Origin of the sequence: Mycobacterium nebraskense (assembly GCF_002102255.1) — a bacterium.
Taxonomy (GTDB): Bacteria; Actinomycetota; Actinomycetes; order Mycobacteriales; family Mycobacteriaceae; genus Mycobacterium; species Mycobacterium nebraskense.
In genome coordinates, this window is record NZ_LQPH01000101.1 from 1 (window position 1) to 21,361 (window position 21,361).

A 21,361-nucleotide genomic window follows, 5' to 3' on the forward strand; every position below is an offset into this window, starting at 1 on the left:
ATCCATCCCGCCAACCGGACTCACACCAGCAAAATCCACACCGACCAGCGTAAGTCCACTTAAGCAGATAAGCAGTAAGTATGTTCGATATTGCGTTGCCGACCGTCGAGGAGCTGGCGCGCGCCGGCGACGCGGAAGTCGCGGCCGCGATCGCCGACTGCGCACGGGTGGAGGCGGCGGCCGCGGCGCGCCGGCTGGCGGCCATCGCGGAGCTGGTGCACCGCCGCGCCGACGGACCCACGAGCTCCGCCTATTGGTCGTGCGACAACTGGGATGCCATGGCTGCGGAAGTCGCTGCCGCGCAAAACATCAGCCACTCCATGGCCTCGGGGCAGATGTACTTCGCTGCGGCACTGCGCAACCGGCTCCCGCAGGTGGCGGCGCTGTTCGCCGAGGGCACGATCAGCGCCCGGCTGGCGGCGGCCATCGTCTGGCACACCGACCTCATTAACGACCCTGACACGCTGCGGTTGGTCGACACCGCCTTGGCCGAAGAGGCGATGCGGTTCGGGCCGATGTCGGCGAACAAGACCGCGCAGGCGATCGATGCGGTGGTGGACCAACACGATCCGGGGGCGTTGCGGAGGACCCGCGCCAGTGCGCGCAGCCGTGACGTCGTCGTCGATCAGACCGATGGCGAGTCGGGCACCGCCGCCCTGTGGGGCCGGCTCTACGCGCACGATGCGGCCGCGCTGGACCGGCGCCTGCTGCAAATGGCTCACGATGTGTGTGAAGACGATCCGCGCACCGTCGCCCAACGCCGCGCCGACGCGTTGGGAGCCCTGGCCGCCGGCGCGAACCGGCTCGCGTGCGGCTGCGGCAATGCGTACTGCCTGGCCGGCACCGACAAGGACGAGCGGGCCGCCGGCGTGGTCATCCACGTCGTTGCGGACGCGTCGACACTGGACGCCAACCCGGACCCGCACATGGCGGGCCAACCGGCGCGAAGGCCCATCACAGACCAGACGACCCTCGCGGAGGCGCTGACGCCCGATCCCGAGCCCGATGTCCCGGACCCCCGGCCGCCGGCGCTGATCGCCGGCGGCGGCGTGATAATGCTGGCTCAGGTCGCCGAGCTGGTCCGTGGCGGCGCGAAAGTGCGGCCGGTGTGCCATCCCGTCAACGCAAAGCCGGAGCCTGGTTATCGCTCATCGGCCGAGCTGGAGCGGTTCATCCGATGCCGGGACATGACGTGCCGGTTCCCCGGTTGCGATCGACCCGCCGAGTTCGCCGACATCGACCACACGGTGCCGTACCCGCTGGGGCCCACCCACGCGTCCAACCTCAAGTGCCTGTGCCGGAAACATCACCTTCTGAAGACCTTCTGGACGGGTTGGCGTGACGAGCAACGGCCGGACGGCACCGTGGTTTGGACATCGCCGACCGGGCAGATCTACACCACCCGTCCGGGCAGCCGCCTGTTGTTTCCCGCGCTATGCGTGCCGACGGGTGAATTACTAACTGCCTCAATGACATATCGGTCTTCTGGCGATCGCGGCGTCATGATGCCCAAACGCCGCCGGACCCGGCGACAAGACCGAGCCCGCCGCATCGATGCCGAACGCGCGCTCAACGCCGCCCACATCGCCGAACGCAACGAGCCGCCACCCTTCTAATCCGATCCCAGGCCGGGCACGATGTCACCGAGGCTGAACGTGACCGGCTGTTCGAGTTGTTCGTATGTGCACGAGCGGGGGTCGCGGTCCGGTCGCCACCGGTTGAACTGCGCGGTGTGCCGAAAACGTCGGCCTTCCATGTGGTCGTAGCGGACCTCGACGACGCGCTCCGGTCGCAGCGGCACGAACGAAAGATCCTTTCCGGCATTCCAGCGCGAGAACTCGTTCTTGCGCGGCGTTCGTTCGCCGGCCTCGTGGGCGGCCCAATTCCACGGGTGGTCTTCGAAATCGGTGACGAGCGGCTGGAACTCGGCCAACAGGCGCCGGCGTTCGGCCATCGGAAAGGCACCGATCACACCGACGGACGCGAGCTGGCCATCGTCCTGGTAGAGCCCGAGCAGCAGCGAGCCGATCGAGTCGCCGCCGGACTTGTGTACGCGATAGCCGGCGACCACGCAGTCGGCGGTCCGCTCGTGCTTGATCTTGAACATGACGCGCTTGTCGGGCTGATAGGTAACGGTCAGCGGCTTGGCGATGACTCCGTCGAGGCCCGCCCCCTCGAATTCGTCGAACCAGCGCTGCGCGATATCGAGATCGGTGGTGGCCGGCGTGACATGGATCGACCGGCCGGAGCCCGCCAACGCGTCGACGAGGGCCGCGCGCCGATCGCTGAACGGTCGCCGCGTGTAGTCGTCGTCGCCGAGGGCGAGCAAGTCGAACGCGACGAAGGACGCCGGCGTCGTCTCCGCGAGCATCCGCACCCGCGTATCCGCCGGGTGGATGCGTTGTTGCAGTGCCTCGAAATCCAGGCCGTGGTCGGTGGCGATGACGATCTCCCCGTCGATCACACAGCGCTCGGGGAGTTCCGCCCGGACCGCGGCCACCAACTCGGGGAAGTAGCGCGTCATGGGCCGCTCGTTGCGACTGCCCAGCTCCACTTCATCGCGGTCACGGAAACAGATGGACCTGAAACCGTCCCATTTGGGTTCGTATGACGCATCGGGCGGAATTGACCGCACCGATTTGGCCAGCATCGGCGACACCGGGGGCATGACGGGTAGGTCCATAAGCCGATTGTGCTGGAATCGATGGTATGGCTGCTGCAGAAGAGCTCGACGTCGACGGTATTGCGGTGCGCCTGACCAGTCCGGACAAGGTCTATTTCCCCAAGTTGGGCTCGAAAGGCACCAAGCGGCGGCTCGTCGAGTACTACCTCGCCGTGGCGGGCGGCCCGATGCTCGACTCGCTCCGCGACCGGCCCACCCATCTGCAGCGCTTCCCGGACGGCATCGACGGCGAGGAGATCTACCAGAAGCGGATTCCGCGGCACCATCCCGACTACCTGCAGACCTGCCGGGTGACGTTTCCCTCGGGACGCACCGCCGACGCGCTGAAGGTGACGCACCCCTCCGCGATCGTCTGGGCGGCACAGATGGGCACCATCACGTTGCACCCGTGGCAGGTGCGCTGCCCGGACACCGACCATCCCGACGAGTTGCGCATCGACGTTGATCCGCAGCCCGGGGTCGAATTCGAGCAGGCGCGCACGGTCGCGGTCGACGTGTTGCGGCCGTTGCTCGACGAGCTCGGTCTGGTGGGGTACCCCAAGACCTCCGGCGGTCGCGGGATCCATGTCTTCCTGCGGATCGCCACGGACTGGGATTTCATCGAAGTGCGCCGCGCCGGCATCGCGCTGGCCCGTGAAGTAGAGCGGCGCGCGCCCGATTCGGTCACCACGTCGTGGTGGAAAGAGCAGCGTGGCGAGCGCATCTTCATCGATTTCAACCAGAACGCCCGGGACCGCACCATGGCGTCGGCTTACTCGGTGCGGCGCACCCCGCTCGCGACGGTGTCGACGCCGCTGACATGGGACGAGCTGGCCGACGCGGAACCGGATGACTACACCATGGCGACCGTCCCCGACCTGGTGAAGGGCCGCGAGGATCCCTGGGCCGCAATGGATGACGTGGCGCAATCGATCGCTCCTTTGCTGGAGATGGCCGAGGCGGACGAAGAGCGCGGGCTCGGCGACATGCCGTACCCGCCGAACTACCCGAAGATGCCCGGTGAGCCGAAACGTGTACAGCCGAGCCGGGATACGGATCTGAAGAGGGAAAATATTCGCGAGTAAGGCCGAAGTCCGCTTAGCATGAGTGGCCCCGGTCGCCATCAGCTGAGTCAGTTGGTCGCGGCCCAGTTTCTGAAGGCATGCGGCCACGATCCTGGTGCCGAGGATGACGGCACTAATTCTCCCTCGTCACCTGTGGAGAAACGTCGGTGACATTGCGCAGCTATCAATTTCCTACAGAAATAAGCGTCTGGGTCGAACCTCGTCGCCCCTGCGTCCAGGGAAACCTCGAGTCTTGTTTAAAGACAAGCAACCTAGCCGCGTGCTAACCCCCCTTGCCCGTCACGGCGGCGACGCGTGCCCGCAGGTCGAAACGGATAATCTTACCGGTGCTGCTACGGGGCAACTCGTCGAGAATCACGATGTCGCGCGGCACCTTATAGTTGGCCAAGTTCTCCCGCACATGCTGCTTCAGCGTGTCCAGCGTCGCCGATGCGCCCGGCTCGAGCACCACGAACGCGACCAGCCGCTGGCCGTACTGCTCGTCATCCACGCCGAGTACCGCCGCCTCGGCCACCTCGGGATGTGCCGCCAGCGTCGTCTCCACCTCGATCGGATACACGTTCTCGCCACCGGAGACGATCATCTCGTCATCGCGACCGACCACGAACAGCCGGCCGGCCTTATCGAGGTAGCCGACGTCGCCGGAGGACATGAACCCCGCGTGGAACTTCGAGCTCTGGCCCGACGTGTAGCCGTCGAACTGTGTGGAGCTGCGCACATAGATGCTGCCGATCTCACCAGCGGGCAACTCCTGGAATTTGCCGTCGAGGATCCGGATCTCGGTGTTCTCGGCGGGCGTGCCGGCGGTGTCCGGCGCGGCACGCAGGTCTGCCGGTGTGGCGGTCGCGATCATGCCCGCCTCGGTCGCGTTGTAGTTGTTGTAGATCACGGGACCGAACTCATCCATGAACCTGGTGACCACGTCGGGACGCATCCGTGAGCCCGACGCGGCAGCGAACCGCAGCGAGCGACAGCTGTATTTCTTCCGCACGTCGTCGGGCAGGTCCATGATCCGGTCGAACATCACTGGCACCACGGAAAGTCCAGTGGCGTGGTAGCGGTCGATGAGCTGCAGCGTCGCTTCTGGATCGAACTTGCGGCGGGTTATGACCGTGCATGCCAGCATCGCCGACAGAATCAGTTGGGAAAAGCCCCACGCGTGGAACATCGGTGCCACCACCACCGTGGTCTCCTCGGCGCGCCACGGGGTCCGGTCGAGCACCGCCTTCAGCTCCTTGGGGCCACCGCCGGAGCGCTTGGCGCCCTTGGGCGTACCCGTGGTGCCTGCGGTCAGCAGGATCAGCCTGCCCCTGCGGCGGGCGCGTTTTGGCCGCCGACCGGTGTGTGCGGTGATCAGCTTCTCTACGGTCACCTCATGGTTAGCCGGGTCATCCGTCCACGCGAGGACCCTTCTGACGCCGGGATTGTCGGCGAGGACGCGGTCGAGCGCGGGGCCGAACTCCTCGTCATAGATGACGACATCGATACCTTCACGTTCCACCACTTCGGCGAGCGCCGGTCCCGCGAAGGAGGTGTTCAACAGCACGACATCAGCGCCGATGCGGTGGACCGCAACCAGTGCCTCGACGAAACCGCGGTGGTTGCGGCACATGATGCCGATCTTTTCCGGGGTTCCCCCGGGCAGCGTCTGCAATGCGGCCGCCAGGGCATCGGATCGCTCGTCCAGCTGGCGCCAGGTAAGCGCGCCAAGCTCGTCGATCAAGCCTGGCCGCTGCGGGCAGCGCCGTGCCGCGATCGCGAAACCCAAGGTTTCCGTCGGGCCCTCGCGCCGCGCCGCCGCGGCGATACGCACGTACTTGTCCGGCCGCAGCGCGGCGATGAACCTCGCGCGGCGGAACGTGGCGACCAGCTCGCGGGTCTCGCGTACGGGGTCCAGCATCGAAAATTCCTAACCGAGAGCGGTGGCTTGTGGCATCGCCGTGGCGACTTCAGTCAGCGGCGGGGGAAAGCCCGCCGCCGAGCGGATGTCGGTGAACGCGTGGATCATCGCGTCGGTTGCCTCGTGGGTGTCTTTGAGTGTCTGGTCGTCGGAGAGTACCGAGATGTTGAGTTGGTCGGCGTAGCTCCACACCGTCATGTTCAGCCCGACACCGGCGGCCACCGGACCCACCGAGTAGATCTCGTCTACCACTGCACCGGCGATGCGGCCCCGATGCCGCGGGCCTGCCACGCTGGACACGATCACGTTGATCAGCTGATTGGGCGCCCGCCGCCTCGACAGCCACCGGAACGTGGCCTGCTCTGCGATCGGAGGCACGTAGTCCAGCCAGTGCGCTATCGTGTTCGGGCCCAACAGCTTCTGGTTTTCCTTGGCGATCCGGGTCGCCGCACCGGTCAGCCGCACGCGTTCCAACGGATCGCCAAAGTGCACGGGCAGCGACACCAGCATGGAGCTCAGCGCATTGCCGCTGATCCGATCCGGCGAGGTGTCGGTGGCGGCTGGCACCTCGGCGATGAGCGGTTGGTTCGCGCAGCCGTCGTAGCGCAGCAGCAGTTCGCGCACGCCGCACGCGGCCGTCGCCAACACCATGTCGTTGATGGTGACGTCGAGATGCTTGCTGGTCTCCTTGACCTCGGCCAGCGACAGTGTCGCGCTGGCGAAGGTCCGCTGCGGCGACAGCCGGTGGTTGATGAAGGTCGGGGGCGGGCCGGAATGGGGTGCGAACTTCGGGTCCCTAAGGCGCTCCCGCGTCCGCCGCTGGAGCCGGTACATGCCGGTTGCGCCGTCTCGAACCACTCGCGGCAGGTTTGCGAGGTGGTTCAGATGGCTTCGCCCGGCCTCGCGGAGCAGCTCCGCCTTCGACGGCAGCGTATGAGCAGCGTTCAGCTCACCCTCCTCCTGGATGGAGTCTGGCCACTCCATTCCACGCGCCATGAGGTTCGCCGATGCGACACCGTCAGCCAGCGCGTGGTGGATCTTGCCGATCACCGCGACCCGGTGGTTGGCCAGGCCTTCGGCGAAGTACATCTCCCACAGCGGACGGCGGCGGTCCAAGGGCGTGCTGGCGATCTCGCCGATTACCTGATCAAGTTCACGGCGACCGCCAGGGGCAGGCACCTCCACCCGGTGCACGTGATAGTCCAGGTCGATCTCCGCCTCTTCGAGCCACGTGGGTGGATGTAGGTGCAACGGGATGTCGACCAGTTGATAGCGGAGCGGTTCCAGGCCGCACAGGCGGCGGCGCAGTACTTGGCGGAACGTGTCGAAGCCGGGCTCTCCCTCGAAGTCTGAGGTGTCGACCACGGCCACCTTCAACGTGTGCTGGTGGACGTTGGGCGTTTCGCTGTACAACAACAACGCATCCCAGCCGCTGAGTCGCTTCATTGCGCACCCCATCCTTACCTGACCCGGACGACAGCGTCCGCGGGTAGTTAACCGCGGTTTGGCTGTTCAGCTCAGCGCTTCGACTCAATTCCGGTCGCGAGATGTCTGATTACCCTGGGGCCGCGGTCGATGAGAACGCGCCGACCTGGACCCGGCGGTGCACCAAACTGATCGCCTCGCGGAGCCCCGGCACGAACTTGTCAGATTGCAGCGTGCAACCGGCGTGCCCGGCGTCGACCGTCACGGTGTGAGCTTCGGGTATCTGGCTGGCCAGCCAGCGCTGGCGTCGCGCTGAGAAGATGCGGTCGCGCAGCGTGATCAGTACCGACGTCGGCACGTCGATATCGCTGATCCAGTGGGTCGAGTTGAACCGGGTGATCTCGGCGGCGACCCTGGTTATCGCACCCGGGCTGGTGGTGCGGACCTGGTTGAACAACCATTGGGGAACGCCGAATACGGTGTCGGCTGCCGAAGGTGCCGGCGGAAGCGCGGCCCGCGTCGGTGGCGGAATGAACGCGTCGACAAGCGCCGCGAAGATGCCGGTGGCCAGCCGTTCGTGACTTGCGCGCGTGACCCCGGTCGTGGCTGCGCACAGCACCAGCCCGTCGACGAGCTCTCGGTGCCGCTTCCAAATCAACTGGGCGACCAGTGATCCCATCGAGTAGCCAACCGGCACGAAGGTTTCAATTCCCAGCGCGTCGGCCAACGCGACAACGTCGTCGGCGCAGTCTTCGAGCAAGAATCTCGGCGAGGAGATGCCTTGGCCATGCCAGCGCTGGTCGAACACCACCACCCGACCGAAGCACCTTATGACGTCCAGCGCCGGATACCAGGTCATCAGCCCGGTGCAGGCCAGCGAGTGCAGCAGAACATACGTGGGCCCGTCCTGGGGCCCGGAGTCGATCACATACGTGCTGCCCCGCCCGGGCAGGTCGACGATCCGACCAGCTGACACATCCCCAACAGCAGCAAGCGACGGGACCCGGGGGAGCCTCGGTAGTGGCAAGCCGCGTAGGCGAGGACGGTCGTCGATGCCGCGATTACAGCACACCACCATCGCGACGCATGCAGATATCGCGGAATGACCAGCGCTACCACCGCACCGGCGTCGCCACATCGGCCGGCCAAGCCCGCGTTCTGCGGGCTGCGGAGATCAGTGCCAGCGGTGCGCAACTTTGGGACCGCGATCTCCTTCTTGTGACCGCGTTGGTTCTCACCCGATGACGGGGAACCGCCGCTCCCGAGCCAGTTCGTCTAGGGCGGCCTGCATCCGCGTGCGTATGGCGCGGTCCACCTCATCAATATCAATGTCGGGATTCGGCCCGAACTCTTCTTCGACACAGATCGGCTCGAGCACCCGGGTGACGATCTTGGCCGGCAGCGGCAAGTTGGGTACATAGCCGGAGGTGAGCCCGAACGGAATGCCGACGATGATCGGGGCGATCTTCAGCCGCAGCAACTTGTCGAGACGAAGCAGCCGGGCCAGCCATTCGCCGCGGCTGAGGAACAGATACTGCTCCTGACCACCGATGCTGACAACAGGGACGATCGGCACGCCGGCGTCCAGCGCGGTGCGGACGTACCCCTTGCGGCCACCGAAGTCGACCCTGTTGGCGTCCTTGGTCGGCCGGAACACGTCGTAGTCCCCGCCGGGGAACACGATCGTCGTCGCGCCCGCCCGCAGGGCGGCAATGGCGCTCTCCCGGCTGGCCGGGAGAAAACCAGCTCGGCCGAGGACATACTTTCCACCCGCCATCAGCAGCCCGTCATGGGCGAGAACATAGAAGGGGCGCTCGGCGCTGAAGTGGTCGTAGACGGCGACAGCAACCACCGGGACGTCCATTGGGACAAGGCCGCCGGAGTGGTTGGATACCAAAAGCGCACCGCCTTCGGGGATCCTCTCCAGCCCCTGGACGTCGGAGCGGAAGTAGAGCTTCACCGCCAGCCGCAGCAGCGGCATCAGCCTCCCGACGTAGGCGGCATCCCGGAGCGCCAGCCAGTCAGCGCTCTCCGACCCGTTGATTGTTTGTTCGTCGGCCATCGCCATCACCCTAACTCCGTCGTCGGCTCGGTCGGCGCTCCAGTCGGGCCCATGCACAGAATCCGCTCAAGGTCGACTGTCGTATGAGCAGCATGGGCAGAGCCCGGGCTCGGGTCAGCCGGTCAGCCCACCCGGTCGGAAACGGGCGAGAACTCGCCCGACAACATGCCGCATGGCTGATACTCGCATGCTGCGGCACTGCATCTGAGCATGATCACCGACGCGGTGGCACCCCGAAGATGCCCGGCGAACCGAAACGAGTTCAGCCCAGCCGGGATACGGACTTGAAGAAGGATAACGAGACGAAGTGAGACGAATCGGGTCACGGCGGTGTGATGAACTGTCCTGGTCGTAATTCCCGTGTGGCACAGGACCTAATGAGAATTGTCGCAGTGGCGGTCGCAGCTGGTCTAGCGGAGGCCGCATAAAGCCCTGCCCAGACTATGAACCATTTCGGGGCTAGCGGGATTCGGCACGGCGGCACACCGAAGTATCAAGCATGCGCGCGAAGGCAGCGAGGTCTTTGGATGATGTGTCAGCTATACGACAGCGCTTGGCAGCAAAGTGCTTTCAAGACCACGCGACCGTGGAGTCGGTACGCTGCCTGGCACGCCCACGCCATCAACGATGCACTCGATACAGGCCTAAAAGCCGGCCGTTACCAAGTAGAGCGTGCCAGGAGCGCAACCCCCGACGGCCGCCGGGCAGCTCTACGGCGTGCAGGTGATTCCGGTGGCTGAACCGGTGCACGAGATGGTCGGCAGCGTGCAACCGGAGCTTGTCAATGCGGTGAAGGCCAGGACCAGCCCGAGGACGACCTTGTACTTCAAACGAGACATGAACACTCCGTTCGTTGAGAAGAAATGTTTCGCCCGAGGCGAGTTATATTACGTGCGCGCGATCCGGGATGATAAGGGATTCAACAAATTTGCGACGATTTGCGTCAACTGATTGACGGCGGGGATCAGCTCAACGTCGAAACACACCGGGCTTGATCCCCTTGTGCCACAAGGCAAACGGAAATCCGTCACAGTGACGGACGAGGTGACTTTGGGCCACGGCGCGGCCGCACCAATCACTCGTCCGAACTCGTCTGATATTCGGGCCCAACGGGTTTCGGCTCCGAAGTATCAAGTATGCGCACCAACCCAGAGTGGGTCGTTAGGTGCCAGCTTGTACGTAAAGACGGCATCGATCAACGCGAAGCACTAAGCACGTGAAACTGCTTGATAACCAAGTACCTTCACGAAGTCACGCGACAGCTGGTCGGTACGCTGACTGGCACGCTTAGGCAAATAACGATGCCACTCGATAGGTCCAAAAGTGGGCCGTACCAAGTAGAACGTGCCAGCAGCGTCACCCCCGACGGCTGCCGGGCAGCTCTACGGCGTGCAGGTCAGGTTAGGTCCGCAATCGATGGTCACGGGAAATGTGCATCCCGAGGCTGCGGTAGCGGTGAAGGCCAGGACCAGGCCGAGAACAAGCTTGTACTTCAAACGAGACATGAACCACTCCGTCCGTTAGAGGAGAGATGTACGCCCGAGGGGAGCTATGTTACGTGAGTGCAACGCGGAATGCTATGGGATTCACCAAATTTGCAGCGGTCTACGTCAATTGATTGAAGTGGAGCATAGCCTTCCGCCGAACCACCCCGCATATGGGCTGATACGTCATTGATGAGCGGCTGGTGCGCGGATATGCATTCATTTCCCAAAATCTTCCGCGAGGCCAGAAGACGCGATGATATTTGTATCAGCACACGACCCGACCTACATTTCAAACAATGCAGGGCGCTGGGAAACGTGTTCGGGGGAAACGAGATACGGGTTTGGCCGGTAGATTCGCGGCCGCTGTTCGCGTCTCCCGGTTTCGTCATGCCCATTGCAATGCGCACGGCGAACTCGGTAGGCTGTCTGAACGACCACACTGACCGCGCGGGCGGATTTGCTCGTGCCAATTGCGGTCTGCTCTTCTCGAACTGCCAACAGCTTGAATACATTTCATGTGAGCCCCTACGCAGCTGGCGCCGTCATTAGATTCCAAATCCGGTCAATGCGACCGGGAAAAGTAAGCTTTGTTGCTATGCCAGTGGCTATTCGTGCGTGGTGCGCAACATTGGCCTTCGCGCTGTCGGCGGCCGCCGGTGTCACCTCCGCAGCCGCAGCCTTCGCAGAGCCAATCGGGAATGGCGCCGGCGAAAGGCTGGTCGGCTGGGACACCTATCGCCGGCTGGACCGGTTGCCGTACCTGCGCACCGACACACAGGCCCTGCAACTCTCCAGCTTCGATCGCAGTGGCGGTGATTTCGACCTCTCCACCGGAAACCACAACGGCACCGGCGGTTGCCTGGCGTTCGGCGGCGCCGGCTGCGTCGTCGCGGAGGACCGCGGTGCCGGCGAGGTGGATTCGATCTGGTTCACCCGCGACGGCGGCAAGGTGACCCGGATCGGAAACATCCGCGTCGAATTGGACGGACGGACTGTGCTCGAAGCTCCCCTGCAATCGGTGGTCGATGGTGGGCTGGGGGCGCCATTCGAATGGCCGCTGGTGGCCAACGCGGCGCAGTCGCCGGGCGGGGTGTACATCAAGGTGCCGATGCCCTACCGGCAGTCGATGCGCATCAGCATCGCAGCGAATCTTGAGTACTACCACGTCGACTACCGCCAATTCTCGACGGCGGAGGGCGTGACCACGTTCTCGCCCTCCGACCCCGCGCTCGACGTGCTCGCCACGCTGCGCGCCGCGGGCACCGCCGACCCAAAACCGGCAGCACCCGCGGCGGCTCACGACAACAGGATTGTCGAGCTGCCCGCCGGCGCCGGGGTGACGATCGCGGAATCGACCGGTCCGGGTAGCATCTCGGCGCTACACCTACAACTGCCAGAACCGACGGATCAACTGCTGAGCGGCTTGCGGTTGCAGATGGAGTTCGACGGCCGGACCATGGTCGACTCCCCACTCGGGGAGTTCTTCGGCGCCGGGTTGGGCGCCAGTAGCGTGCGATCGCTGATGTTCGCCGCGATCCCGGAGCCAGGGGGGCCGTTGTCGTTGTTCGCGTGGTGGCCCATGCCGTTCGCCCACGAGGCTCGCGTCACGCTCGTGAACACCACCGACAATCTCGTCCCCGGAATCGACAGCGACGTGACGACCGCCCCCGACGCCCAGTGGGCTGCGGCGTTGGCCGGCGGCCGTGCCGGCTATTTCACCGCTCGCTCGCATGCCGCGCCGACGATCCCGGGCCAGGACTGGTTGTTCGCCGACGAACAGGGCCACGGGAAATTCGTCGGCGTCAGCCACACCATTCGCGGTTCTCGAATCAGGACCGCGTTCAGTGACGCCGCACCATACTTTCTCGAAGGGGCCGAGCGCGTGTACACGGACGGCACCGGATCGCCCCAGTGGTATGGGACCGGCACCGAGGACCTCTACGAGGGTGGCTGGTATTTCAAGGACGGCACCCGCTTCAGCGACCCGCTCACCGGACAACCCGACCAGCGCACGGCCACCGGGGGCTGCGCAGACTACTGCGTCGCCGTCTATCGGCTCATGCTCGCGGACGCCATCGACTACCACTCTGCGATCCGGTTCGGCATCGAGCACGGCAAGCGAAATATGGTCCAACCCGACTACAGCTCAACCGCTTTCCTCTACACGCAACCCGATGACACTCTTGCGCCCGGCGACGACGTCCGCCCCGCCGATCCGGTCAGCCGACTCCTGCACGGCTACACCGACACCGACGCCACGGATCAGTTGCTGGTCAGCGCATACGAAGGCAACGAAGACACCCGTCCGGTCATCGGGTCGGTCCGGGTCACCAACGCCGCGATCACGTTTCACGTCGAAACCGACCCGGACAACCGCGGCATCCTGCTGCGCAGGACGTCGGATCAAGGGGACGGTTTCCAATCGGCGGACGTCGCCATCGACGGCGTTCCCGTCGGGAAGTGGCTACAGCCGCGCGGCAACACTTTTCACCGCTGGCTCGATGACACGTACCTCTTGCCGCAATCGCTGACCGCGGGCAAAGCGCAGCTGACCATCACCCTGACGCCTGCGCCCGACTCGCCGCCGTGGACGGCGAGCCGCTACCAGATCGAAACATTGACGGGTTGACCGATTGGGCAGCGGTAGCCCGCATCACCCGACTGGCGAGGAGGGTGGCGATCACCACGCCGGTCAACCCGCCGACGATAGCCGCCGATGACGACCATCCCGACAGGACGAAATAGCCGAAGGCGGCGCCGATGACGAGCAAGGTCGCGTGCACCGGCGTCCAGCGCGCGATCGAAGGCAACCGGAACGACAAGCCCATGCCAAGGAGCAGCGCCAGCACGTGACCGAACGCGGTGAAGTCCGCGTCAGACGTTGCCACCAATGCGATGCCAAGCCACCAACCGACCCAGGCCGGACGCCAGCGCAACGGTATCGATGCGGTCAGGGCGCCCAGCACACAGACCGCGCCGTAGCTGATCCCGACGTCGGTGGCGTGCGCAACCGAGAACGGCAGCCATCCCGTCTCCACCGCGGCGACCAGCCCCACCGCAACGATCACGGTGGCGCCGATATGACCAACCGCAAAGGTGATCAGCAAACCCCTGCCGCGCCAGGCGAGTTCGCCCAGCGCCAGCAGGCACACCAACCCCGGCAGCCAGAGATAGACGCCGCCGCCGTCGCTGACGAACGCGCTACCGACCAAGGTGCCCAGGTGGCCGTGCGCCAGGTTATGCAGGTTGGTGCTCATCTCGCTGACGACCGCCGCGCGGGTGTGCGCACCCAACGCCGTCAGGGTGACGGAGACGGCAAGCAGCATGACGGCGTACGCCGCCGTGACACGCAAGCGGTCGGCGCGGGCACGAACGTCGGTGCTGGGCACTGTCATCGGCCATCCCAGCCGCGGTCGCGGGCGAGCAGGTCGGCCACGGTTTCCCGGCGCACCAGTTCACGACACTTGCCCCCGGAGACCGCGACCAGCGGCGGGCGGCCCAACAGGCTGTGGCTCGGCACCGTCGAGTGCTGGTAGGCGCCGGTGCACGCCACCGCCAGCAGATCCCCGGGGTGGATGTCTGCGGGCAGCTCGACGTCGCGGGCGATCTCGTCGCCGTCGCCATGCCGGCCCACGACGGTGACGGGTGCGGTCACCGCTGGCCGGTGCCGATTGGCCAGTGCCACCGTGTATTTCGCGCCTCGGTTCCCCAGGTTGTCGCCCGCGCTGCCGTCCACCGCGACAAAGGTGCGCCCGCCGGGCTGTCGTTTGACGGCGATCACCCGGCACAGGGTCATTCCTGCGCGCGCGGCGATCGCCCGGCCGGGCTCGATCACGATTCGAGGGCGAGGGAATTCGTGCTTTGCACAAGCGGATTCCAGCGCGCCGTCGATGGCGGACCCGAGCGAGCGCAGGTTGAGTTCCAGGTCGCCCGAAAGGTACGGGACCGCATGTCCGCCGCCGAGATTGAGTTCGGTGAGCACGATCCGATGGCGGTCGCGGACCTCGGCCATCACGCCGATCATCTGGCTGATCGCCGCACCGTAGAGCGAGGCGTCGGTGAGGTGCGACCCCAGCCGGCAGTGCAGCCCCACCAGATCCAGCCACGGCTGGTCCAGAACACGCCTTAGGGCGCCGGCCGCCTGGCCGCCCGACAGCGCGAAGCCGAATTTCTGGTCGATCACCCCGACGTCGGGGATGACCCCCACCAGAACGCGCTGACGGTGACGCACCCGGCAGGCGAGCAGCGAGATCTCGCTCGGTGAGTCGACGACGATTCGACCGACGCCGGCGGCGACCGCGTCATACAGCTCGGCCGCGGTTATGACGCCGTCCAGGACGATCCGTGACGGCGGGACGTCGGCCGCCAGCGCGGTGGCCAGCTCGCCGGCCGAGCAGACGTTCACGCCGGCCCCTTCGTCTGCGGCCCAGCGGGCGACGTCGACACTCAACAGCGCCTTGCCGGCGTAAATCAGCTCGGCGTCGGGGAGCGTAGCGCGATAGCAGCGGATGCGGGCCCGAAAATCCTCCTCGTCCACCACGTAGGTGGGGGTGCCGAACTCGGCGGCGATATCGTCGGCGGCCACGTCGCCGACGCACAGTCGGCCCAGGTCGTCGACGTAGGCGCTCAGCGGCCAGATCGCACGATCGAGGTGCGGGTTCAGCCCGTGCTTCAGCGACGGAAGCAGCTCGAAGAGCGTCATCCCTCCACGGTGCCGGTCCGATCGCGGGCGTGCCGCGTTCTTAACGAAGCCTTCACACCGGGGCGGCAAATCTTCACAGATTCGGAACACTGGGCGCGATCGAGGCCATCACCTCGTCCGCGGGCACGATCGCGGTGGCGTAATTCGGGATGTTCACCTCGAGCGCGGCGCGCATCTCGACGTCCGAGTAGTCCGCTGTTGCGTCGCGCACAACGGTGACGTCATAGCCGAGCTCCGCGCCGTATCGAACCGTGGCCTCCAGGCACGTGTGGGCGATGAGACCCATGACGATGAGCCGCTGAATGCCGTGCCGTTTGAGCTGCAGGTCCAGATCGGTGTTGGCGAAACTGCTTGAACACCAGTGTTCATGGGCGACGACGTCGCCGGGTTGGGGTTCGAACCCGTCACGAAGCTCGCCCCCCCAGGTGCCGAACTCGAAGGTCCTGCGCGACCACGCCGCCTTCTGCACCGGCGCAACGTATTTCCACGTCTCGTAATCGCCGGGGCGGTATCGGCGATGCAGCGCGTAGAACACGCGGATATTCGCGGCTCGGGCGGCGTCGAGCACCTGCTTCATGTGCGTGACGCAGTCGTTGCTCTCGATGACGCCCTTCAAGCGATCCCACACCTTGCCGCCGGGGGAGATGAAGTCGTTGTACGGATCGATCAACACCAGCCCGGTGGTGTCCTTGCTATACGTCACGCGGCCATCATCCCTTGTCGACGTCTTGACTGCCCGCTCTCGGTGCTGCTAGACATGGGTGCGCCAGGGAATTGGGCGATCGCCCAAAACGGCGGGGCATGGAGGTGGCGATGGGCCGGATGGACGGCAAGGTCGCGTTCGTGACCGGCGCGGCGCGCGGGCAGGGCAGGAGTCACGCCGTCCGGCTCGCGCGGGAGGGCGCCGACATCATCGCCGTCGACATCTGCCGCAAGTTCGAGGCGTCGCCCGCGGACGGTGCCACGCCCGAAGATCTCGACGAGACCGCCGGCTTGGTCAAGGACGCCGGCGGCCGAGTCGTCACCGCCGAAGTGGACGTGCGCGATTTCGACGCGCTGCGAGCCGCCGTTGACAGCGGCGTCGAACAGCTAGGGCGCCTGGACGTCATCGTCGCGAACGCCGGGATCGGCACGACGGCGGGAAAGCTGCACAAGGCCGATGAGGCCCTGTGGCAGGAGATGATCGACGTCAACCTCAGCGGCGTCTGGAAGACGGTGAAGGCCGGGGTTCCCCACATCCTGAACGGTGACCGCGGCGGCTCCATCGTCTTGACGTCGTCGGTGGCCGGTTTGAAGGCCTACCCCCACGTCGGCCACTACGTCGCAGCCAAGCACGGCGTGATCGGCCTGATGCGTTCGTTCGCCGTCGAATTGGGCCAGCGCATGATCAGGGTGAATGCCGTCCTCCCCACGCACACGAGTTCGCCGTTATTGATGAACGAGGCCACCTACCGCGCGTTCCGGCCGGAGTTGGAGAACCCGGGGCCCGACGACCTCGCTCCGGTGTGCCAGAGCTTCCACTACCTGCCCATCCCCTGGGTGACCCCCGAAGACATCAGTAACGCCGTGCTGTTCTTGGCATCCGACGAAGCGCGCTACATCACCGGCGTCGCCCTTCCCGTCGATGCGGGCAGCTGTCTCAAATAGGGAAGTAAGGAAAGCATCCATGACCGTCACCAACGACACGGACGTCTACTACGACCCCTACGACGTCAACATCAATGCCAACCCGTATCCGACCTACGCGCGGCTGCGCGATGAAGCCCCCATCTACTACAACGAGCGCTACGACTTCTGGGCGCTGTCAAGGCATTCCGACGTCGAAGGCGCGCTGGCCAACTGGGAGACGTTCTCCAACAAGCGCAGCGACATCCTCGAGCTCATCCAATCGAAATTCGACATGCCCGGCGGCGTCATGATGTTCCAGGATCCGCCCGAGCACACGAGGCTGCGCGGTCTGATGTCACGCGTGTTCACGCCCCGGCGGATGGCCGCCCTCGAGGACCAGATCCGGCAATACTGCGTGCGGTGTCTGGACCCGCTCGTCGGCTCAGGGGGCTTCGACATCATCGCCGAGCTGGCCTCGATGATGCCGATGCGGGTGATCGGGATGCTGTTGGGAATCCCGGAGTCCGAACAAGTCTCGGTGCGCGACGCCAACGACGCCAACCTGCGCACCAAGCCGGGCGCACCGTTGAAGGTCGCCGACGCCGACTCCATCGCCGACGGCCGGATCTACGCCGACTACGTGGAATGGCGGTCCAAGAACCCCTCCGACGACCTGATGACGACACTGCTCAACGTCGAGTTCGACGATGAGCACGGGGTGCACCGAAAGCTGACGCGCAAAGAGGTGCTGCACTACACGCAGGTGGTCGCCGGGGCGGGCAACGAGACGACCGGCCGGCTGATCGGCTGGCTGGCCAAGGTCCTCGCCGAGCATCCCGACCAGCGGCGTGCGGTCTATGAGGACCGATCACTGCTGACTCGCACGGTCGACGAGACGCTGCGATTCGAACCGACGGGACCGCACGTCGCCCGTTGGATGGCAAGGGATTTCGAGTGCTACGGCACCACGGTTCCGGCCGGCAGCGCAATGCTGCTCCTGTTCGGCGCCGCCAACCGCGACCCCCGCCGCTACACCGAACCGGATACCTACAACATCCGCCGCGACAACATCTCGCACATCACGTTCGGGAAGGGTGTGCACTACTGCCTTGGCGCCAACCTGGCCCGCCTCGAGGGCCGCGTCGCGCTGGACGAGATTCTCAACCGCTGGCCCGAATGGGGCATCGACTACGACACGGCGCAATTGGCGTCGACATCGACCGTGCGTGGCTGGGAGCGGCTGAGAGTCGTGTTGCCCTAAGAGGCCGCGTCCGGCTTGGCGCGTCGATTCTTCGGTGTCGGCATTTCGAACCGGTCCAGGAACCGATTGACCAAAGCGACGGCCTCCGCGTGCCCACCTTGGGTACCGAGTCCCTGCTCAAGTATCAGGGTGCGGCCGATGGAGGCGATGACGACCGCGAGGGCTGCGGGCGGGAATTCGTCCGTATCGAGTTCGTGCTCGCGAACGATGAAGTTCAGCGCGGTGATTTGCTGCTCGCGCCAACGCTCCGACCACGCCGATATCTCGGCTCGGATCTCCTTGCGATGGTTGGCAAGTCCCATGAACTCGAGCAGCAGTCGGGTGTCTTTGGGCTCGGTGAGCGTTTCCCAGAAAGCGTGCAATGGGCGGTCCGAGGCCAACGCTTTCTGCTGGCGCTCCAGGTAGATCGCGGCGCCGCGGCGAAAGACGGTCAGATATAACTCGTCCATCGTGGGAAAGTAGTAGTGCACCAAGGCCGGTTTGACACCGGCTTTGGCCGCCACGCGGCGGGACGTGGCCGCGGCATAGCCCTCCTCGATCATGATCTGAATCGTCGCGGCCACTAGCGTGTCGCGAGTGGTCGAGTCCCGAGCCTTCGGTCGTTGGGATGCCGTCACAATGCGGTCTTATCACACCGCCGGTTCGACGACCATGTCGAAGAAGGCGGCGCCGGAATCCGGGATGCGGTTTTGTTTGAACACATTGACGGCGTAGGAGACCAGGATCATCGAGTAGAGCAGATGCAACAACCTGGTCGCGTCGTCCGGTAATGCGTTGAGGTCAAACTTGTTCAGGTACGCGGTCGCTTCCTCCGCCCTCGCGGCGATGGCGTCGTAGAACCTGACCAGCTCATCGTGCGGCTTGGACAGCCGCGCCTCGTAGCGTTGGGCCCGCGTCGGCAATGCCCAATCGTTGACGAAGGGTTCGAGATCGGTGAACCCTTGTGGCAGTGCTGAACTGGTCATGATGGTTGGCCACTCTGGTAAGCGTCCACGGTGTCGCGGATGACCGTGTGAAACTGTCGGATCAACAATTCTTGGTCGCTCAAGTGAAAGGTGTTCTGCGCCCACGTCTTCAGGGCCGAGTGTGTCGCCTCGATGGTGTTGACGTCCTGCATCGCGAACTCAATCGTGCTGTCGACCACCAATTCCTGAGCGAGGCGATCTGCGGCGTTGGCCGGCGGCACGAAGTACATGTCGATCTCGTAGATGTGTGAGTCGACGGTCTCCGGCCAATAGGTATAGGTGATGTAATACCCGCGCGCCCAGATCTGGATCGAGATGTTCGGGAAGACCCAGAACTGGTCGTTGCCCCATGACGCGATGTTGCCGCGGTTCAGGAAGTCGGGGAGTGGGCCGATGTCGGGGACATCGTCGGGACCGAAGAGTCCGGCGCGGAATAGCTTGTAGACCCAACGCTGGTCCTGGCGGGCGGGTCCTGCGCTGCCGGGTTCGCGGGGCGGCAGCGGCGGCGGCCCCGGGACCGAGGTGAGCATGTGCGGCCGAAACAGCTCGTAGTGGTATGCGTCGACCGGCGGCACCAGCTTTTCGGCTTTGGAGACGTCGGGGTCGATGAAGCGGCCGTGTACATACGGCGGGTGATACCACTCGCATACCGAGTCGACGGCCAGCTTCCAGTTGCCGTTGATGCGGGTGGAAAATCCGTAATGCTGGGTCATCTTCTCGAATGGGTAGGCCTCGATGCCCAGGAGTCCGTCGCCGAGGAAGCTTCGCAACGGCACCGGGTCGTCGGAGAGGTTGATGAAGATGAAACCCGCCCAGACCTCGCAGTGCACCGGCGGCATCCGCAGTGTGCTCTTGTCGAGGTCGAAGAACTCGCCTTCGTTGGTGATGTGGTTGACCTTGCCGTCGAGGCCATATCGCCAGCCGTGGTACTTGCAGGCGAACGCGCGGCATGTCCCGGACGTTTCCCTGCCCGGGTGCTCCTGCCAGACGACCTTGTTGCCGCGGTGGGCGCACACGTTGTGAAACGCGTGCACTGCGTCGTCCAGATCGCGGGCGACCACGATCGAGGCCAGACGTCCGGGCAGGTCGCGAGTGAAGTACGAACCCTTGCGGGGCAGCCGCTCGACACGTCCGACGCACAACCAGTTTCGCTCGAACACCGCCTTGCGCTCGGCGGCGAAGAACTCCTCGGAGATGGAATCCTCGTAGTTGACGGGGCCGGTTCCGAGTTCGGGATAGTCGGTGGTGAACTTGCCCCGTCCTGTCGACAGGCGCTGCTGGATGCTGGTCACGAGGGGACTCCTTCACTGCGGTGACCGTCGGGCTTCGATGTTGACTGGATGTTTGTCCAAGGCTCCGCGTCCCAAGCCCTGTCCAGCGGTGCCATCTCGCCGCCGAACGGGAAGAAGGCGCGCTGCGCGTAGGTTTCCCGGGCCAGGCCGTGGCCGAGCTCGTCGAGGAACGCCCGCTTGAGCGGGTTGGTGAACAGCTGGCGCGAATAGCGCAGCGTCAGCGGTGGGCGCTTGACCAGTTCTCGAGCGAGTTCCCAGGCCCTGTCCAGTAATCGGTCTTTGGGCAGCACCTCATTGACTACGCCCCACTCCTTGGCCTCCTGCGCGCCGAGCTTCATGCCGGTCAACAGGAAATAGCGCGCGCGGGTGTGGCCGGCCAAAAAGCTCCAGATGACATGCTGGCCGTCGCCTGGCACCTGGCCTCGCGGAAAGTGCGAGGCGTCCTGGAAGTAGGCGTCGTCCGAGGCCAGGACGATATCGCCGAGCAGCGGCACCTCGGAGTGCATGTTGCACGGACCGTTGACGGCACTGATCATTGGCACGTCTACGTCGAGCACGTTGGTAATCAGATGCCTTGCGTACCAGGCTTTTTCGTCGAGTTTCAACAAGCCGCGGGTGCCCGGCATGAGAAGGTAGTCGGGCTTTTCGACCGGGTCCCCATTGGGCATGCGTCCCCAGTTGGCGTTGTAGTTTTCGCCAGTTCCGGTATGGATGAGCACCTTGATCTCGCGGTCTCCCGCGATATCGGCGAACGCGTCCGACATCTGGTCGTGCGCCCGCCAGTCCCACACCAGGCTGCCGCCGTTGGTGTGGCACTGCATGAACAGGATGCCGTCCTCGGAGAGTTCGAGCCGATAGTTCGCGTACCGATCGTGATATTCGCTGAATCTGGTTCGCTTTGCCATTGAGCCG

Annotated in this window: 18 protein-coding genes and 1 pseudogene; 6 read left to right on the plus strand and 13 right to left on the minus strand. The window is 65.0% G+C overall.

Translation table 11 applies throughout. The annotated features are described in order from the left end of the window. Nucleotides 1–80: 80 nt before the first annotated feature. Entirely contained in the window at nucleotides 81–1,616 is a 1,536-nt protein-coding gene (locus tag AWC17_RS10595) for an HNH endonuclease signature motif containing protein (RefSeq protein WP_047323717.1), read from the plus strand. Here the strand turns inward: AWC17_RS10595 and AWC17_RS10600 are convergent. Further along, nucleotides 1,613–2,683, minus strand: a complete 1,071-nt coding sequence (locus AWC17_RS10600; protein WP_047323716.1) for an ATP-dependent DNA ligase — start codon at nucleotides 2,681–2,683, stop codon at nucleotides 1,613–1,615. The genes AWC17_RS10595 and AWC17_RS10600 overlap by 4 nt on opposite strands. Nucleotides 2,684–2,709: 26 nt before the next feature. On the opposite strand from AWC17_RS10600, the gene ligD reads away from it, so the two are divergent. Then, nucleotides 2,710–3,747, plus strand: a complete 1,038-nt coding sequence (gene ligD, locus AWC17_RS10605) for a non-homologous end-joining DNA ligase (protein ID WP_085164607.1) — start codon at nucleotides 2,710–2,712, stop codon at nucleotides 3,745–3,747. Nucleotides 3,748–4,009: 262 nt separating this feature from the next. Here the strand turns inward: ligD and fadD12 are convergent, their stop codons facing one another. From fadD12 to AWC17_RS10625, 4 genes are all read right to left on the minus strand, one after another. Continuing rightward, nucleotides 4,010–5,647: an acyl-CoA ligase FadD12 gene (gene fadD12 / locus AWC17_RS10610; protein WP_085164608.1), complete on the minus strand. Its 1,638-nt coding sequence runs from the start codon at nucleotides 5,645–5,647 to the stop codon at nucleotides 4,010–4,012. 9 nt (nucleotides 5,648–5,656) lie between these two features. Next, nucleotides 5,657–7,093 (minus strand): WS/DGAT/MGAT family O-acyltransferase, encoded by a 1,437-nt coding sequence (locus tag AWC17_RS10615; RefSeq protein WP_085164609.1) that lies wholly within the window; start codon nucleotides 7,091–7,093, stop codon nucleotides 5,657–5,659. A 109-nt stretch (nucleotides 7,094–7,202) separates the two neighbouring features. Continuing rightward, nucleotides 7,203–8,048 (minus strand): alpha/beta fold hydrolase, encoded by an 846-nt coding sequence (locus AWC17_RS10620; protein ID WP_231588337.1) that lies wholly within the window; start codon nucleotides 8,046–8,048, stop codon nucleotides 7,203–7,205. 258 nt (nucleotides 8,049–8,306) lie between these two features. Continuing rightward, a complete protein-coding gene (locus tag AWC17_RS10625) occupies nucleotides 8,307–9,134 on the minus strand; it encodes a lysophospholipid acyltransferase family protein (RefSeq protein WP_085164624.1) in 828 nt (275 codons plus the stop codon). A gap of 233 nt (nucleotides 9,135–9,367) precedes the next feature. On the opposite strand from AWC17_RS10625, the pseudogene AWC17_RS34160 reads away from it, so the two are divergent. Next, nucleotides 9,368–9,445 (plus strand): annotated as a pseudogene (locus tag AWC17_RS34160) (hypothetical protein); the annotation flags it as partial. A 399-nt stretch (nucleotides 9,446–9,844) separates the two neighbouring features. On the opposite strand, the gene AWC17_RS33820 reads toward AWC17_RS34160, so the two are convergent. Continuing rightward, on the minus strand, nucleotides 9,845–9,973 hold the full coding sequence (locus tag AWC17_RS33820; protein ID WP_269432115.1) for a hypothetical protein: 129 nt from the start codon (nucleotides 9,971–9,973) through the stop codon (nucleotides 9,845–9,847). A gap of 1,243 nt (nucleotides 9,974–11,216) precedes the next feature. Here AWC17_RS33820 and AWC17_RS10640 point away from each other — a divergent pair. After that, nucleotides 11,217–13,250, plus strand: a complete 2,034-nt coding sequence (locus AWC17_RS10640) for a glycoside hydrolase family 172 protein (RefSeq protein ID WP_085164611.1) — start codon at nucleotides 11,217–11,219, stop codon at nucleotides 13,248–13,250. Here the strand turns inward: AWC17_RS10640 and AWC17_RS10645 are convergent. The 3 genes from AWC17_RS10645 to AWC17_RS10655 form a co-directional block, all read right to left on the minus strand. Continuing rightward, nucleotides 13,177–14,016: a rhomboid-like protein gene (locus AWC17_RS10645; RefSeq protein WP_046182020.1), complete on the minus strand. Its 840-nt coding sequence runs from the start codon at nucleotides 14,014–14,016 to the stop codon at nucleotides 13,177–13,179. The genes AWC17_RS10640 and AWC17_RS10645 overlap by 74 nt on opposite strands. Then, entirely contained in the window at nucleotides 14,013–15,323 is a 1,311-nt protein-coding gene (locus AWC17_RS10650; RefSeq protein WP_085164613.1) for a diaminopimelate decarboxylase family protein, read from the minus strand. The genes AWC17_RS10645 and AWC17_RS10650 overlap by 4 nt, the downstream gene beginning before the upstream one ends. Nucleotides 15,324–15,396: 73 nt before the next feature. Beyond that, complete coding sequence (locus AWC17_RS10655) at nucleotides 15,397–16,026, minus strand: cysteine hydrolase family protein (protein ID WP_085164615.1); 630 nt, start codon at nucleotides 16,024–16,026, stop codon at nucleotides 15,397–15,399. Between the two features lie 110 nt (nucleotides 16,027–16,136). Here AWC17_RS10655 and AWC17_RS10660 point away from each other — a divergent pair, with 110 nt between their 5' ends. Together AWC17_RS10660 and AWC17_RS10665 are read left to right on the plus strand one after the other, a co-directional pair. After that, complete coding sequence (locus AWC17_RS10660) at nucleotides 16,137–16,970, plus strand: mycofactocin-coupled SDR family oxidoreductase (RefSeq protein WP_085164626.1); 834 nt, start codon at nucleotides 16,137–16,139, stop codon at nucleotides 16,968–16,970. A gap of 19 nt (nucleotides 16,971–16,989) precedes the next feature. Then, complete coding sequence (locus tag AWC17_RS10665) at nucleotides 16,990–18,192, plus strand: cytochrome P450 (RefSeq protein ID WP_046182018.1); 1,203 nt, start codon at nucleotides 16,990–16,992, stop codon at nucleotides 18,190–18,192. On the opposite strand, the gene AWC17_RS10670 is transcribed toward AWC17_RS10665, so the two are convergent. Genes AWC17_RS10670 through AWC17_RS10685 form a run of 4 tightly spaced genes read right to left on the minus strand, consistent with a single transcriptional unit; the run spans nucleotide 18,189 to nucleotide 21,354 of the window. Further along, nucleotides 18,189–18,809 (minus strand): TetR/AcrR family transcriptional regulator, encoded by a 621-nt coding sequence (locus AWC17_RS10670; protein ID WP_046182017.1) that lies wholly within the window; start codon nucleotides 18,807–18,809, stop codon nucleotides 18,189–18,191. The two genes, AWC17_RS10665 and AWC17_RS10670, sit on opposite strands and share 4 nt — an antisense overlap. 12 nt (nucleotides 18,810–18,821) lie before the next feature. Then, nucleotides 18,822–19,160: a hypothetical protein gene (locus tag AWC17_RS10675; RefSeq protein WP_197083337.1), complete on the minus strand. Its 339-nt coding sequence runs from the start codon at nucleotides 19,158–19,160 to the stop codon at nucleotides 18,822–18,824. Then, nucleotides 19,154–20,449 (minus strand): aromatic ring-hydroxylating oxygenase subunit alpha, encoded by a 1,296-nt coding sequence (locus AWC17_RS10680; protein WP_046182015.1) that lies wholly within the window; start codon nucleotides 20,447–20,449, stop codon nucleotides 19,154–19,156. The genes AWC17_RS10675 and AWC17_RS10680 overlap by 7 nt, the downstream gene beginning before the upstream one ends. Beyond that, nucleotides 20,446–21,354 (minus strand): enoyl-CoA hydratase/isomerase family protein, encoded by a 909-nt coding sequence (locus AWC17_RS10685; protein WP_046182014.1) that lies wholly within the window; start codon nucleotides 21,352–21,354, stop codon nucleotides 20,446–20,448. The genes AWC17_RS10680 and AWC17_RS10685 overlap by 4 nt, the downstream gene beginning before the upstream one ends. Between the last annotated feature and the right edge of the window lie 7 nt (nucleotides 21,355–21,361).